Source organism: Brevundimonas sp. DC300-4, assembly GCF_049897365.1.
Lineage (GTDB): Bacteria > Pseudomonadota > Alphaproteobacteria > Caulobacterales > Caulobacteraceae > Brevundimonas.
The window spans coordinates 307,829-323,077 of sequence record NZ_JAFCWC010000004.1; the positions used below are offsets into that span (position 1 = coordinate 307,829).

Below are 15,249 nucleotides of genomic sequence, written 5' to 3' on the forward strand. Positions count from 1 at the left end.
TGGATCAGTACCTTCCCGTTCGAATGGCGCCCCGGCGCCGTCGATCCCGCTCGCGCAATCTGCGGCGTTCGCCGCCATGCGAGGAGAGGCGATGAGTCTAATGACCCAACCCCGAACCCCAGAACCCGGGCCCACCCGCCCGTTGTCCGAGGCGACCCAACTGGCTCTGAAGCTGAGAGACCTGCTGTGGCGGGTCGATCAGGTCCGGGCCGAGTTGAAGAACCCGGTCCGCGCCATGGACGACGCCACCCTGGCCGAAGTGCTCGACACGCGCGACCTGAAGGCCCTGCTGGAAGGAGCCGATCGTGGGCTCGCGTGACCGCGACCTGCGCCCGCCGTCGGCCAGCCTGCTGATCGAGAACGTTCTGCGGGTCCGGCCGACCGCGAGCGTCGAGGACGCCTGCCGCATCGCGCCCATGCTGGCTGATCTGCCCGTGGCAGACCTGTCTGAGCGCATGGCGCAGACGAGGCGACGCCTCGGCCTCGACGACCAGGGTCGCCGGGTCGGTTCGCGGGTGCGGTCATGACCGCCGTCCGCCAGCGCCCACGGCCCGCCGCCCGGACGGCTGACCTGTCGCATGGCTACTACCGGATCGTCGCCGCGAGCCGAGGTGCTGTCGGTCAGGCTGTCGCCTATGCCGGAACTCTCAAGGTCGACGAGGCGGTGGAAGAGACCGTGGACGAAGCGGTAGCGGCTTTGAGGGCGAGACTGGACCAACGGACCGAACGGTTCGAGGCCGCGCGAGACCCGGACGGCTGGCCCAGCCCGGAAGAGTATCGCGAGGCCCTTCGCGCCATTCCCGACGAACAGTCGGCGCTGATGGTGCGTCTGCTACGCGCCCACGGCCGTCGACCGGAAGCCCTTGCCACGGTGAACGATCTCGGGCGGATCGTCGGGCTCGATCCCGCCGAGGTCTGGAAGCAATACGGGCGTCTGGGCCGCAAGCTGAACGCCCATCTCCGCTTCGGCCGCCTGCGCAAATCGAGCGCGGGCCAGCGTTACGTCGTCGACTCCTTCGCGACCGTGTCGCCGATCGAAGGTTCGGAGGTGCTGGCGATCCGCCTGCGTCCCGAGATCGTGGAGGCGGTGTCGTGAGTTCGCCGCCGGGGAAGCCGAATGACACCGAGGCCCTGTCGCCCGAAGATCAGGTTGCCCTGAAGCAAACACTGCTGGAGCGCCTCGCGGAACTTCAGCAGATCGACGCTCTGTCGGAGGACAGCCGTCGTCCCGTCGAACTGGATCAGAATAGCGTCGGCCGCCTGTCACGAATGGACGCGATCCAGCAACAGGCCATGGCCTTCGCATCGCAGGGGCGACGCCAGCACGACGCCCGCAGGATCAGCCAGGCGCTGAGCCGCATGGCGACCGGCGACTACGGCGACTGCGGCGCCTGTGGAGAGCCCATCGCCCTTCGCCGCCTTCAGCTCGATCCCACCCTGGCTATGTGCATCGAGTGTGCATCCGAATGACCAAAATGGACCACCAGAAGCGCCGGCCCGCTGCGAACAGTGGAATATCCGAGGCTGAACCCGCCTATGACAGCCGCCACCCCGTGTTGCACCGGGTTGTGCTGTCGCCCGCCGGGGGGCTCAGCCGCATCGCGGCCTTTCGGGCTGTTGTCACGACCACGCCAAACACAGACAAGGCCCCGCCCGCAGGCGAGCCTCAGTCCCGAAAGACATGAGCATGTCACGCCTCGTTAAAGAACTGGACTATCGGCCGACCGCCATGGGGCCGATCTCCCTGCGTCGGCGGTGGGTCTCCGCCATCAATCGCGACGTCTTCGAGGTCATCCTCGGCGATGAGCATCTGATGTCGAGCCTGTTTACCGAGGGTGAGATCGCTCTGACGACCCTCGGGCTTGGACGGGCCGGGGGCGAGGCGCTGCGGGTCCTCGTCGGCGGCCTGGGCCTCGGCTACACCGCACGCGCCGCGCTGGAATCCTCGAAGGTGGCATCCGTCGCCGTCGTCGATGCCCTGGAGGCGGTGATCGACTGGCATCGGGAGGGCCTGGTGCCCATCGGTCGGTCCCTGGGTGATGATCCCCGCTGCGACCTCGTCCACGGCGACTTCTTTGCGATGTTCGACGGGGGATTCGATCCCGACACGCCGTCGTGGGACGTGATCCTGCTGGACATCGATCACTCGCCGGATCGTCTGCTCGATCCCGCTCATGCGCGTTTCTATCGGACAGATGGCCTGCGCAGGGTGCACGCGGCGCTGACCCCCGGCGGCGTGTTCGCCCTGTGGTCCGACGATGCGCCGGACCCGACCTTCCTCGCCCGGCTGCGGTCCGTGTTCGATGAGCCAGAAGCGCACGTCGTGGAGTTCGACAACCCTCTGACGGGCACATCGTCCCGGTGCACGATCTACGTCGCTGGCCACCGATCGTGAGTGTCCGTGGTCTTGCTTCTGGTGTGACGCCCATGGCGCAAGACGCCGAGCGGGAGCCCGATGCGCTGCCGCCTGGCTTCCGCGTGCTTCAGGTCACGCCGCGTCTCGAAGGTGGAGGCGTCGAACGCGCCACTGTAGACATCAGCGCCGCGATCATGGCCTCTGGCGGACTGTCCTATGTCGCCACCGAGGGCGGACGCCTCGAAAGCGACCTCGAAGCACACGGCGGGCAGGCTGTCAGGCTGCCGGTCGCCTCCAAGAACCCGATGACGATCTGGGCGAACGGCCGCCGCCTCAAGGGGCTGATCCAGACGCTCGGGATCGACCTCGTGCATGTGCGGTCCCGGGCCCCAGCCTGGTCGGCGGTTTGGGCGGCGCGCCAGACCGGTGTGCCGGTGGTCTCGACCTACCACGGCATCTACAGCGCACGCTCGCGGATGAAGCGGGCCTACAACGCCCTGATGACCCGGGCCGAACTGGTCATGGCCAACAGCCGATACACTCGGGACCACGTCCGCGAGCAGCACGGCGTGCCGCCCGAGCGACTGCGCCTCGTGCCTGAGGGCATCGACATCACGCGCTTCGACCGGGGAGCCGTGGCCCCGGCGCGCGTCCACCGGCTTCTATCGCAATGGGGCCTGCGAGGCGACAACCGTCGGCTGGTCCTGCTGCCCGCGCGACTGACCCGCTGGAAAGGCCAGTTGATGATGATCGAAGCCTTTGCCCAGGCACGGGCCGACGGTCTGGTTCTGGTCCTCGCCGGCGACCATCAGGGCCGCGACGGCTATCGCGATGAGATCAAAGCGGCAATCGCCGAGCGGGGACTGGAGGATCAGGTGCGTTTGGTCGGCGAGGTCGATGACATGCCCGCCGCCTACCTGGCTGCCGACCTTGTGGTCACACCTTCGATCCGACGCGAGAGTTTCGGCCGCACAGCCGTTGAAGCCCAGTTGATGGGCCGCCCGGTGCTCGCCGCCGACCACGGCGCGGCGCGTGAAACGGTGTCGTGCGGTCGGACAGGTTTCCTCGTTCAGCCGGGTGACGTGGGCGCCTGGGCGAGCCGATTGATCGAGGTTTCGGACTGGACGACAGATCGACTGGAAGGGGTGGGGCACACTGCCCGCCGTCGCGCACGTCGTCGGTTTTCACTGGAGGCCATGGCTGGCGCGACGTTCCGGACATATCGGCGGGCCACGCAGCAAGGGCGGCGATTCTGAGTCGACCCGGCAAACCAGCCGAGCGCAGAAGCCGTCCAACCGGCAGGGGCTCCTTCCGGCAAGCGGCCGACTTCCGCTGCTGCACCAAGCTGGCATGGTGTCAGGCTGCGCCGCGCGATCTGTAACCCCGATAAGCGGCACACGTAGCCCAGCATCTGTTGTTACAGTTTCAATCTTGTAAGCTATTGAAAACAATGGACCCTTCGCCAGACTACGAATCTGAGGGTCGGACGTTCGAATCGTTCCGGGCGCGCCATTTTCTCGGAAAACTCAACACTTTCAAAGGTTGGCCGATAGCCATCAGGCCCCGTGGGCATCCACTGCTCCACAACCGTGCGACATTGGCTTCGTGATGTCCGGGCGTCGTCCCGCACACCTCGGTCGCCGGGGGGCGGTGTACTTCGTTCGCTTCCGCATCCCCTCGGATTTGGCCGGCAAACTTGGCGTGGCAGAGTTCCGCCGTTCGCTTCACACTAGGTGGCCCGAGACCGCCAAGGCGGAATGTCTAAAGGCGACAGATTGGTTCCGACGAACTGTGGATACGCTAAGACAAATGGCAGAGCCGACGATTGCAGACTTCGAGGAGGCTGCTCGCCTGTATTTCTCTCAGCTGGCCTCTGAGATGGATCGGCCTAGGGGTTTTTCCGACGATCCCGACCGCCTCGACCGAGACATTGCCTACAGCCTTCACCTCAACGAGGAGCGGACTATTGAGCTCGCGGAGCAGCTCCAACGTAACCAGTTCGATGGTCAGGTCCTCCAGCACGCGATCAAGATGGCTGCCCTGATAGGGCTGAAGTTTGAGCATCTAACGGTAAGCCAGCAGACGCAGCTTCAGCGGCTCGCCGTGCGAACAGACATCGCGGAGAGCGAGCTCTTCGCTCATCAAATCACTTCCCCCCTAGACCCATTCGAGCCGGGAGATCCGCTGTTTCACACGCAGCTGACACAGGAACCGAGGGGCACTTGGCCGTCGCCACCAGAGCTGCGGCAAGGCCGGACGATCAAGTCGGCCGCCGACGAGTATGTCGCCCGGAAGAGGGCGAAGAAAATCACCGAAAACCAGATCGCAGAACTGGAGAGGGTTTTCGGGTGGCTACAAGAGGAAGCGGGTCAGGATGCCCTCCTGGGCGGCGTATCGAAAGATATGCTCCGGCGGTTCCGAGACGACCTGGCCCGCCGCAACGTTGGGCTCCGGGGACGACGGGTCCCCTTCCGTCATGGCCTCGCGGAGAGGCCCGAAGACTACATCAAGTTCCAGACGGCTATCCGCTATTGGAACGCGGTTCAGCGGCTTTTCGCCTGGTCATTTTCGGAAGGCTTGATCGACGCTGATCCCGCAGCGGGTATCATTATGGATCCGCCCAAGTCGGTCGTGGTGCAGTCCCCCAATAGCTTTACCACCGACGAACTTCAGCGGCTTCTAAAGACGCCTCTATTCTCGGGTTTTAAATCTGCAAAACGGGTGACTGAGCCAGGCGCATGGACACTGCGCGACGGACATTGGTGGTATCTTCTCCTAGCAATGCATAGCGGTGCACGGGGAGGGGAACTCTGCCAGCTTTACCCATCGGATTTCGTGTTCGACCACCCGGTGCCGCACTGGAAGTTTCGGTTGGAGGGTCCGAGCAACGAGCAAACGAAAACCCTGAAAAATCCCGCGTCCGTGCGGGATGTCCCGATCCACCCCCGACTGCTGGAGCTTGGATTGCGCGAGTTTGTTCAGGACCGGGCCAAACGGTTCCCGAAGGATCGTCTCCTTCGCGAGTTCCGGCTTGGTACGGCGGGACGCAAAAGCGCAGGGGCGTCGAGGTTTTGGACCGACTATCTCAAGAAGTTCGGCCTTCACTCAGCCGGCCGCTCCCAACATGTTTGGAGGCACACGGTTACCGACTGTCTGAGAGCCAACGGCGTCACGGACGAGGATAGCGGTGCATTCCTCGGCCATTCATCAGGGACCCAGACCGCGAAATATGGAAAGGCTCAGCCGCTTGAGCGGAAGCTTCAGACAGTCATGAAGCTTGAATATGGCTTCAACGTTATCGACGCTCTGGGCGGGACCTACGCTAAGTCGAGACATGGCTGAGTTGGGTCGTTGACATCGAGCAGAACGCGACGATACGATCTCGTCTGGTGAGGCCGCAGGTACTGACGTGGCGGTGAGTTCAGGTCCGCTCAAATGGCGGTGAAAATCACCGTCGGCTCTGAAGCCTCTAATAAGCCCCCCTTCCCTGAGCCAGATACCTCCGAATACCCCATCCAGCTTACGATGGCGGATGAGAGGAAGGTCTGGATTTCCAATCCTCAGCCCGACAAGCTGACCCTGATAGCTCCCCTTCTATGGAAACACTTCCAGCCCCAGCCGAAGGATGAAGCTCAGTTCATCGAGTACATCACAACGATGAGCTCGGTGTTGGCTACGGTCGGGGGGCTCACGAAGATTGTGTCCACCCGCTTCGATAAGACCAACAAGCTTTTCTACGAAATCGTCCTTCAGGCAGGTGACCGGGACGCGGTGGCTATCATTCAGTTCACCAAACCGAAGGGCGGAGCAAAGCCGCAGCCTTGGAAGTTACGTATCGAACTGAACCCCCGCAAGATCGGCCCGGCCGGTTTCAAGGCACTCGCCGGAGACATGAGCTATAGCCACACATTCAGGCTTGCCCGATATCTCGCCGATGCCAAGATCACGAGGTTGGACACTGCAGTTGATTTCATCGGGGTGCAGGTCGCTGACACGCTCCCTCAGATCGAGCCCCTCGGGAAATCTTCCTACGTCGTAGGACGCGATGGGGTTCTGGAGACCATATCTCTGCATCGGCCAGCACCCCCGCCAAAGCAGAACTACGACGCCGCCGGCACTCCGAAGAAGGTGAAGAGGAGCGACAACCCGCTCGGGGAGGTCTTGGTCAAGGTATATGACCGAGTGAGGGAACGGGCATCGGTTTTACAGCCAGCCCCCTTCGGCCCGGCGGAGGTGACCCGATGCGAGGTCGTCAAAAAGTGGAAGGGCAATGGCCCGACACTCTTGAAGTTAACTTCATTCGGGAACCCGCTGAACGACGTGAGCCTGACCTATATCGACGCAGCAGTGCCAAACTCGGACCTGCAGCTCTGGAAAGCTTACGTAGGCCTACGCCGACATTACCCGGCCACCATCGCAACTCGAATGCTGGGCTTATCGATCATTCAGGCTCTCGCCTGGGGTAAACTCTACAAAGATCCGCCAAGCGCGCTTATCACGCCCGCGAAGTCATGGCTGGGATGGCCGTCTGGGCTAAAACAATCCGGTCTAGACCACTGGATAGGCATCGCTGCATCAGCTGAGTTCGACCTCTTCGAAGGCGGCCAGACCTAGCCGTATCGTTCAGAGGGGTTATCAGTCCAATATCTGCCCATGCACTTGATAAGAAACCGATTTTACTAAAATCCTGGTTAACGACAAGGCATCGTTGGGGGAGTTGTTTTGCGCAATCGAATGTCCTGAAGGACGTCAAGACGGTGCGGTTAACTTCACTGCGGTTGGATAGCAAAGTCGAAACATCCGAGGAGGTCTTATGATCGAAACCCTGCGCCAGATCAGCCAGCTCCAGCCTGCATATTCACCGTCAAACACACCTGCGATGCAGGCGCGGGGATCTCTCATCCGCTCGACTTTGGTCGGCGAGGTTCGGGGTCTGGCAGCCGTCTTGTCGTCGGAGCTGGCAGAGTACGGCGACGACTTCGGCGTCGAAGCGTCAGACGGCATCGGCAGAAAGACAGAAGCACCATGGGTGCGGTTCTTCTCCCGGCGCATGTCGCCCACCCCACGCGATGGGTTTTACGTCGTCATCCATTTCTCAGCTGACGGGTCTGCATTTTGGATCACAGTCGGCTGTGGCTCCACGGTGTGGAACGGCGGGGATCTACGGGCGCTGCCAGATGCTGAACTCCAAGAGCGGACGCAATGGGCTCGTTCGGTGGTCGACCAGCGGTTCGGTGGAGTTGGCCAGTTCACCGACACAATAACACTCGGTGCCAAGGCGGCCCTGCCGAAGACCTTCGAAAAGGCGACCGCACTAGCCCGGCGATTTCACCCAACGACGACAGCGAATGCAGACGTCGAGCAGGCATTGATTGAAGCAGCAAGCTACCTGCGAGAGGTTTACCGGGCGCAGGCCGTGGGTAGCCATCTGTCGCTCGCCGAAGCGGCCGAGATCGAGATGGAGGCATTGGCTCGCCCGAATGCGAACTCCGCCGCGCGCCAGGGTCTAGGCCTGTCCGGGCCGGAGCGAAGAGCTATTGAACTACAGGCAATGAAGGTCGCTCAGGATTGGCTGGAGGGGCTTGGGTTCTCGGTTAAGGACACGTCCAAGAACTCCCCGTTCGATTTCGCGGCGACCAAAAATGGCGACACGTTCAAGATCGAAGTGAAGGGCACTACGGGGGCCTCATGTGATGAGTTCTTCATGACCAAAAACGAGGTCGACCTGCACCAGAAGGAGGCGGGGGCGACCGGCCTGGCCCTGGTGTCAAACATTCGCTTGGTGAGAAAGTTGGGCTCCCCTCCGGAGGCCGCGGGAGGCGAGTGCTTTGGAGAAATCGGATGGAACATCGCGAGCTGCGAACTTCGCCCAGTAGCATTCCGGGTTATCCGCCCGCGCGCATCCCATGTTTAGAGCCACACGACGAAAGGCCGACGTATGACCACCACGTTTCTCGACGCTGGTTTTCTTTCCGACGAGCACCAATCCAAAATCCCTACGATGCGGAAGGCGAACAGTGGCTGGTTCTCGCTCTTGGAGGACACGTCCGCGATCATGCAACAAACGGCCGCGAAGGCCTCCGAAACTGTCAAGGGTTCGCCGTTCGATCCGCACCCGCTGGGGCTGTTGGTGCTGCATCGGGCCAACGGTTTCTTCCAAGGCGCAATCTTGATGCTAGAACGTGGGATGATCGTTGAGGCGAAGACGCTGACGCGTTCGGCTCTCGAATGCGCGTTCGTCCTCGCTGCGGTGAAAGATAAGCCGAAAGAGGTCAGAGCGATGATGATCGCTGACATGGATGCGGCAAAAAAGGGCCAGGCTAAGGCTATCCTGAAAACCGGTGCGGGATCGGATACTAAGGCCCTCGAAGACCGGATCAAAGATTTCGGGAAAGCCCGAAACATCTCCATCGACGAACTCGCTGAACTTGGTGTTCTGAGTGGAATGTATTTGAACTACCGCGTCCTTTCGAACGACGCGGCGCATCCGTCTGGTAAGTCGCTCAGCCGCCATATGAACAAGGCGGCAGATGGTAAGTCGTGGGGTGGCTATCTGGTTGGCGGCGGGAGCGATCCTGAAATCGCACAGGCCGCTGATGACCTTGTTTTAATCGGAATGGCCATCGGTATCGCGTTCCAAGAGATGGTCGGCGATACCGACAACAATGCGCGCATGGGAGAGGTCACTCAGCGTTTGGACGAACTCCGACGGCCGAAGACGGCGGCTCCGAGCGAGTGACCCGATGAAATGCAGCTCGTGAAAGCTGACCAGTACCGCAAGCTAATGGACGACTTGGGCTGCCAGTATGCGAACACGCGCCCCTGAGGATTATTCCGGGGCGGTGCAATCAACTTCACCTTTCCTGTCCCGACACAGTCGCTACGCCTTGGAACGTACATACCAACATAAACTTGTTCCAGCCTCATGCCCCTCGTCGCCTACACCCGCGTCTCGACCGGAAAACAACAGGCGTCCGGTCTGGGCCTTGAAGCCCAGCAGGAGGCCATCGACCGGTACGCTGAGCGGACCGGCGAACCCATCATCGGCGTTTTCACCGAGGTGGAGAGCGGCGCAGTTCGAGACCGTCCCCAGCTCGCCGCCGCGTTGGATCTGTGTCGGCGGAAGAAGGCCGTCTTGCTGATTGCCCGGCTTGACCGGCTCTCACGGTCGCTCGCCTTCATCGCCCAGCTTTTAGAAGCCGGGGTCGATGTCCGGGCAGCGGACGTACCCGAGGCAAACCGCCTGACCCTCCAGCTCCTCGCCGTCTTCGCCGAACACGAACGTCAAATGATCCGCGACCGGACGAAGGCGGCACTTGCGGCAGCAAAGGCCCGGGGAGTTCGCCTAGGTGCGCACGGCGCTGTTCTCGCCGCCGACCATCGCCGCGAGGCCCAGCTTTTCGCCGAAGGCTTCCGAGGCTCCATCAACGAGCTTCGCGCCGGAGGGTGCGAGACGACAAGGGAGCTTGCCGACGGACTGAACCGGCGTGGTGAACTGACCCGCGAGGGAGGGCATTGGCATCCTGCCACCGTCTCCCGAGTGCTCCGCCGATTAACCGGCCCGGACCCCTTCCCTGCCATGCCATGACGCTCACGCTCGAAGGCAGACCCAACCTTCGGAGCCGCCGTGTTTCCTCCTTCGCCCGACCTCTTCGCAGAGGAAGCCTTCGCCTGGACCACCCGCTGGGCGACCTTGGAGCCGCAACCGGCCTACGTTGATCCGGAGCATCGTTGGCGAATACGCAGCAGCCTCCAGAAAAGTTGTCGTCGGGGGCAGACCGACAGGGCAGTCCGGATGGCGCTCGCCCTCCATCGGCTGGATCCTCGATATGTCTGGCGGGCAGTCTCGACGATTGCGGTCGAGGATGTCGGCATCGGTGCTCCCGAAGCGGTCTTTTGGGCGACTTCCGCCCAGCGGGCCGGTTTCCGAAAAGCCGTTGGCGAACTACCTCTCTTGATCGCCCTGACCCGGCGGATGGCGGAGGCGACAAAATCGCGCTCGGCCATCGAACTGGCCTTTGTCACCGACACCGGCGAGCCTGAGATGTTCCGGCTATTCGGAGGGATGACCACCGGCCAGCTGCTGGACCGATTTGCCGGGTCTGATCCGTATGAGGCCTATGCCGCCCTGTCCGTGCTCCGGGGGATTGTCCCGAAGGGCTACCGCATTCGCCCGCCTGATCAGCGTGGCGTTATGGCCGCGGGGGAGATGTTGATCGATCAAATGGAGCCGGCGTCAGCCCGAGCCGCCAGAGCGGCCCTGTTCCATCCTCTGGACGAAATGAGCCTTGGGTTCGTCGTGGCCGCCCGTCTGCATAGGGACGACGCCGAACGACACGACCCTATGCCGGAGAGCAGGCTGATCGACGGCTACCCGGCAGAGACTTTCGACCAACACGAGCGGCTGGGACGTCGGGCCATCGGGAGGTTCGCCAGATCGCTTGCCCGGCTCTCTCCCGCCTTGGCCTCGCTGTCTCCCGGTAAGGCCCAAGCCGCAGTCGCAGACGGATTGTTCGTGGAGGAAGGTCAGCTCCTCGACCGCTGGGTCGGAGGTCCAGATTTCGACCGGCTTAGGAGTGAGGCCGACTGCTACAGCCTAACCCGCCATGGCCTTTCGGCTGAGGCTGGGAAAGCTGTTCGGCAGGTTGTCCGCTCCTCGCTGACCGATCTCCACATCATCCGTCGGATGGTGGTGAAGGAGGCCGGGCAGGCCTGATCGGAGCCCGTTATTCGGCGATTCGGGATGCCGGTAGGCGGCCACGACAAATGACCGCCACGGGTGGATACCAGACGTCGTGTGCCCCTTGGACAAGTCTTTTGGACTGGCCGCCGGAGGAGGTCATGGGAGGACACAATCTGCGCCATTTTCAGCGCCTAATCCGTGATCTCTGCCACCAAGGTCTTCGGCCCCGCCGGGTTCAGCACGGCCCACAACAGGAGGGCGGTCAGCAGGGGGGCGATGGACAGGGCGACATAGCGGCCGACAATGGCGACCTGGGCGGCCAGGGCGGGCAGCGGTGGCTGGTCGGGGCGGGTGGTGATGACCATGGTGGCGCTGGCCAGATCGGGGCTCAGCATGGGGGCCAGCTGTCCCCAGACCACGGCCGCCATCGACAGGGTGAAGACAAGGCTCAGCACCAGAATGGACATCCCCGCCACGACCCACGGCCGGGCCGGCCGGGGCGGGGCGAGGAAGAAGGCCAGCGCCAGGGGAAACCCCAGCAACAGCCGACGCAGGGTGTCATCGGTGACGATATAGGCCAGGGGCTGGCCGGCCTGGGTCAGCCGCGTGCCGACCGACCAGTCGCCCTCTGCCGTCGGATTGATCGTCCCGGTCAGGCCCGTCAGGAACAGGACCCCGCTCGTCAGGGGGCGCAGGAGGGCGGCGGCGATGTCGGCCCCCCAGACCCACCACAGGGGCAACAGTATGATCAGGCCCAGACCGGCCCAAAGCCCGAACCGCCTTCGCGCGGCTTCCTCCGGGGTTCGGGCCGCAAACCGTGCGAAAGCGCTCATGCCGTCGCCTCCGGGCCGGACACGTCGGTCGGGGGCGATGCGGCGGTCTGCCTGGCCTGCCACCGGGTCCAGAAGAAGAACACAAGCAGGCCTTCCAGGCCGATCAGCGCGTCCCAGAGGTAGTTATGGAAGAACTCGAACACCTCCTGCGACCCGCGCGACAGATACAGCAGGCTGATGATGCGTAGCAGGTTGACGGTCTGCAGCGCGGCCACACCGGCCGCTGCGCCGATCAGCCCGTATTTGAGCTTGCCGGGGAAGGCAATGATCGCGGCGGTCAGAAGGGCGCAAACTTCCACGGCGTTACAGCCCGCCAGAACCTGAACCGCCCCGCGCCCGTCCGCAAAACTCAGGACGTCGCCTGCTGCCCGCACACGGTGATCCGCCATGCCGGTCAAAGCCGCGCAAACATCGACCAGCCCCCGGGTGAACGGGGCCGTGAACAGCCGCTCGGCCCACGGCGTTGCAAGCACGCTGAACAGGGCGACCGTCAGCAGCAGGAACAGACCGAGGTAACGCACGGCGGGGGATTTAAGCACAGGCAGGGTTTCTCCGATGATCGGGAACGAGACTTTTTGAGCCTACTGCCAGTCTGTCATGTGAAAGGCACGCCAGTCAGCCGCACCGATGAAGCTTTTTGTTCGACCCGGTAAAGCGCAGCACATGACCGCCTGACGCATCGCGAACCCATCATCGGAGGTAGTGGACGTCAGCAGAGACGGGATTGGCTTTTAGCTCATGCCCGCAAGCGGACGTTCCGGGTGACGCTTAGGGGTGGAGAGCGAAGATGGAGACCGCTCCGCCGTTTGCAGGGGAGCCGTTTGGGTGCTGTAGCCTCACACTGCCAATCGGCGCCCCTGGATGTAGAGCGCCGCGCCACCGGCGAGGACTATGCCGAGCAAAATCATGGCCCACTCCGACAGGGTTGGAATTGGAGCTGGCGCTACTCCGCGCGTCAGCACCAATTCTCGAGGGGTATCTAAGCCACTGGATCCGCCAAAGACGTAGCTGTTCGGAGCACTTACGGGGATCAGGCCGACTGCGAAGGTTCCGCCTTGGGCCGCATTAATGGCTGCGATGGCGTCTGCTGTGAGCGTCACAGTGATAACGGAGCCATTGGTGATGCTGGTGGTCCCGTACAGAGGGCCGTCAGCCAGATCGACAAAAGTCGCCGAGCCACCGCCAGCGGCTAGGAGGACAGTTCCCGCGGTTGTCACCTGGTAGACGTTCAGCGTGTTTGGGGAGGGAACGACGCTGGCAGACGCCAAGCGTAGCTCGGCGGCGCTCACCGGGAGTCCCGTTGGGATACTGAACACGACGCCGGCCCGGAACTGATCAGCAGCACTGGTGCCGCCGCTGATATGATTGTTGTTCACATACGCCGTGCCATTGGGTTCGTAGCGAAGCCAGGAACCCGACAGTGTTTCAGCGACTGCGGACGTTCCCATTGCGATCATTGCGACGGCTAAAACGGTCCGGGAGAGACAGGCCTGAAACTTGGTCATGCGCACACTGGAAGCAAACGGCCTAGATGATTCGGCCCGCGTAACCCTAGTTCAACGGAGGGCCTGCGTGACCCTACTTCAGGAGCAAGTTCACACCCTTCGTCATTGGTCACTCCCGGTCATCTGTGTGTTTCTGCAGAGCCTATACGGCTCTCCGATGGGTCGCGATCGGTCATCGCCTGCCGAGCGGGAAGCGGACATTCGGTCCATCGCCTGGCAGCGGATCCTCCCGAGGTCGCCAAAGGGTGGAAAGCAGCCGTCCTTTTGGGCGGATATGGCTGAGCGGCCCGGTGTACAGGTCTCTATCAGGCGGCGGCTTGTTCGTGCCAAGCTGAACCTGTCAATTTGAAGAAGAAGCGAGGGATCAGCGGTGCCCCTATCCGATCTCATTTTTGATTTGAACCGCTGGCAGCTGGCGGTGACGGCTGTCGTGTTCGTTCTGTGCGTCGGGGCGGAACAATTGTGGCCTCAGGTTCGCGGGCGAGACGCCCAGCGAAAGCGCTGGATCGTCAATCTCCTGCTGTTCGGCGTCGGGTTCGGCGCACTGCTGCTGCTGGCCCCCTGGATCCAGCAACTGGCGGTCGTCGTCGACCGGTTCATTCCATTCCCGCCGCTGGTGTCAATGGGCCTGCCGGTCTGGCTTCTGATCCTCGTGTCGTTCCTGCTGATCGACGTTCTGGCCTATCTGACCCACCTGACGTTCCATTCGGTCCCGCTGTTGTGGCGGCTGCACCGGACCCACCATTCGGACCCGTTGATGGACGCCTCCACGGGCGTGCGCCATCATCCACTGGAGGCCATCGTTGGCGGCGTCGCGCAGTTCTGCATCCTCGCCATCCTGGGCGTGCCCCTGCTGGTGATTCTGGGGTACGGCGTTGTCGCCGGCGTCTGGCAGTTCGTCACCCACATGGACGTCGCCCTGCCGGAGCCGATCGATCGCGTCGCCCGACTAGTGATCGTCACCCCGGGCATGCACCGCGTCCATCACTCGGTGCGGATGGACGAGGGCAACAGCAACTTCGGCATGATCCTGTCGATCTGGGACCGGCTGTTCGGCACCTATCGCCGACGCGCCGTCATCGAACGATGCACCATGGCTTTGGGCGTCGGCGGGTTTGTTCCAGCTACGGACATCGTCGGTTCGTTGCGTGAACCTTTTCGGCGCTAAGCCTCTCGACGCTCAGTGGATTTTCAGCCTGACTGGCGCATAAGCCCTTGTTGAACTTACCCATACTCACCTAGGGTAACCGCAGTTTCCGGGGTGGATGATCCGCCGTCGAGGGTAAGACATGTTGAACAAATCGGCCTTGATGGCCCTTGCCGTTATGACTACGGCGGCGTTTGCGAGTGCGGCTCAAGCTGGTGGGCCGCAACTGACGACGCTGAGCGGCTCGCCGAACCCATCGACGGCCGGGACGCCGGTGACCATCACTGCCACGTTCAGTTACGCGGGAACCTGCTCGGTGGCCGTCGTCGATCAAACGAACAGCGACGCCCCTTTGTGTACGATCAATACAGCCGGATCTTCGACTGGAACCTGCGCCGCCAACTTTGCGTCGGGTGGAGTTCGGATTGTGCGAGGCATCGCCTCGGGGCCAAGCGGCTGTTACGACATCCGAAGCTACGTCCAGACTGTCAATGCCGTCGCAACGGCCGTTCCTACCGTCAGTGAATGGACGATGTGGGGCCTTGCAGGGCTGATTGCCCTGGGCGGCGGCGTCGCGCTCGCCCGTCGGAGCCGTCGCTACGTCTGAGACGTCTGAAACCTCGCCTGACAGAACAACGGGCCGGTGGATCGCTCCACCGGCCCTATTGTATTTCGGGCCAAGGAAAACGGCGGCAGCGGCGAGTCTGCGGCCTTCCTTTGATCGG

17 protein-coding genes and 1 pseudogene are annotated in these 15,249 nt (G+C 62.7%); 15 read left to right on the forward strand and 3 right to left on the reverse strand.

Annotation, left to right across the window (positions count from 1 at the left end; all coding sequences use genetic code 11):
• The first annotated feature begins 100 nt into the window (after positions 1–100).
• From ACP7AZ_RS09365 to ACP7AZ_RS09425, 13 genes and pseudogenes are all read left to right on the forward strand, one after another.
• Complete coding sequence (locus tag ACP7AZ_RS09365; protein WP_426038300.1) at positions 101–319, forward strand: hypothetical protein; 219 nt, start codon at positions 101–103, stop codon at positions 317–319.
• Positions 306–527, forward strand: coding sequence for a hypothetical protein (locus ACP7AZ_RS09370; protein WP_426038302.1), 222 nt, complete (start codon positions 306–308; stop codon positions 525–527). The genes ACP7AZ_RS09365 and ACP7AZ_RS09370 overlap by 14 nt, the downstream gene beginning before the upstream one ends.
• Positions 524–1,096, forward strand: coding sequence for a hypothetical protein (locus ACP7AZ_RS09375; RefSeq protein WP_426038304.1), 573 nt, complete (start codon positions 524–526; stop codon positions 1,094–1,096). Before ACP7AZ_RS09370 ends, ACP7AZ_RS09375 begins: the two co-directional genes overlap by 4 nt.
• Positions 1,093–1,470, forward strand: coding sequence for a TraR/DksA family transcriptional regulator (locus tag ACP7AZ_RS09380; RefSeq protein WP_426038306.1), 378 nt, complete (start codon positions 1,093–1,095; stop codon positions 1,468–1,470). The genes ACP7AZ_RS09375 and ACP7AZ_RS09380 overlap by 4 nt, the downstream gene beginning before the upstream one ends.
• Positions 1,471–1,687: 217 nt before the next feature.
• Entirely contained in the window at positions 1,688–2,395 is a 708-nt protein-coding gene (locus tag ACP7AZ_RS09385) for a hypothetical protein (protein ID WP_426038308.1), read from the forward strand.
• A gap of 32 nt (positions 2,396–2,427) precedes the next feature.
• On the forward strand, positions 2,428–3,612 hold the full coding sequence (locus tag ACP7AZ_RS09390; RefSeq protein ID WP_426038310.1) for a glycosyltransferase family 4 protein: 1,185 nt from the start codon (positions 2,428–2,430) through the stop codon (positions 3,610–3,612).
• A gap of 352 nt (positions 3,613–3,964) precedes the next feature.
• Positions 3,965–4,153: pseudogene (locus tag ACP7AZ_RS09395) on the forward strand (DUF6538 domain-containing protein); the annotation flags it as partial.
• Positions 4,154–4,165: 12 nt separating this feature from the next.
• Positions 4,166–5,698, forward strand: a complete 1,533-nt coding sequence (locus ACP7AZ_RS09400) for a hypothetical protein (RefSeq protein ID WP_426038476.1) — start codon at positions 4,166–4,168, stop codon at positions 5,696–5,698.
• Positions 5,699–5,791: 93 nt separating this feature from the next.
• Positions 5,792–6,970, forward strand: coding sequence for a hypothetical protein (locus ACP7AZ_RS09405; RefSeq protein ID WP_426038312.1), 1,179 nt, complete (start codon positions 5,792–5,794; stop codon positions 6,968–6,970).
• 199 nt (positions 6,971–7,169) lie between these two features.
• Positions 7,170–8,270 (forward strand): MrcB family domain-containing protein, encoded by a 1,101-nt coding sequence (locus ACP7AZ_RS09410; protein WP_426038314.1) that lies wholly within the window; start codon positions 7,170–7,172, stop codon positions 8,268–8,270.
• Between the two features lie 24 nt (positions 8,271–8,294).
• Entirely contained in the window at positions 8,295–9,095 is an 801-nt protein-coding gene (locus ACP7AZ_RS09415; RefSeq protein WP_426038316.1) for a DUF5677 domain-containing protein, read from the forward strand.
• A 186-nt stretch (positions 9,096–9,281) separates the two neighbouring features.
• Complete coding sequence (locus ACP7AZ_RS09420) at positions 9,282–9,944, forward strand: recombinase family protein (RefSeq protein WP_426038318.1); 663 nt, start codon at positions 9,282–9,284, stop codon at positions 9,942–9,944.
• Positions 9,945–10,151: 207 nt separating this feature from the next.
• Positions 10,152–11,072 (forward strand): hypothetical protein, encoded by a 921-nt coding sequence (locus tag ACP7AZ_RS09425; protein WP_426038320.1) that lies wholly within the window; start codon positions 10,152–10,154, stop codon positions 11,070–11,072.
• A 158-nt stretch (positions 11,073–11,230) separates the two neighbouring features.
• Here the strand turns inward: ACP7AZ_RS09425 and ACP7AZ_RS09430 are convergent, their stop codons facing one another.
• From ACP7AZ_RS09430 to ACP7AZ_RS09440, 3 genes are all read right to left on the reverse strand, one after another.
• Positions 11,231–11,872, reverse strand: coding sequence for an exosortase H-associated membrane protein (locus ACP7AZ_RS09430; RefSeq protein ID WP_426038322.1), 642 nt, complete (start codon positions 11,870–11,872; stop codon positions 11,231–11,233).
• Positions 11,869–12,411 (reverse strand): exosortase H, encoded by a 543-nt coding sequence (gene xrtH, locus ACP7AZ_RS09435; protein WP_426038324.1) that lies wholly within the window; start codon positions 12,409–12,411, stop codon positions 11,869–11,871. The genes ACP7AZ_RS09430 and xrtH overlap by 4 nt, the downstream gene beginning before the upstream one ends.
• A gap of 297 nt (positions 12,412–12,708) precedes the next feature.
• Positions 12,709–13,377, reverse strand: coding sequence for an IPTL-CTERM sorting domain-containing protein (locus ACP7AZ_RS09440; protein WP_426038326.1), 669 nt, complete (start codon positions 13,375–13,377; stop codon positions 12,709–12,711).
• Positions 13,378–13,747: 370 nt separating this feature from the next.
• Here ACP7AZ_RS09440 and ACP7AZ_RS09445 point away from each other — a divergent pair, with 370 nt between their 5' ends.
• Positions 13,748–14,545 (forward strand): sterol desaturase family protein, encoded by a 798-nt coding sequence (locus ACP7AZ_RS09445; protein WP_426038328.1) that lies wholly within the window; start codon positions 13,748–13,750, stop codon positions 14,543–14,545.
• 121 nt (positions 14,546–14,666) lie between these two features.
• The gene (locus ACP7AZ_RS09450) at positions 14,667–15,131 is read left to right on the forward strand and encodes a hypothetical protein (protein WP_426038330.1); all 465 of its coding nucleotides are present in this window, start codon (positions 14,667–14,669) and stop codon (positions 15,129–15,131) included.
• Positions 15,132–15,249: the final 118 nt, after the last annotated feature.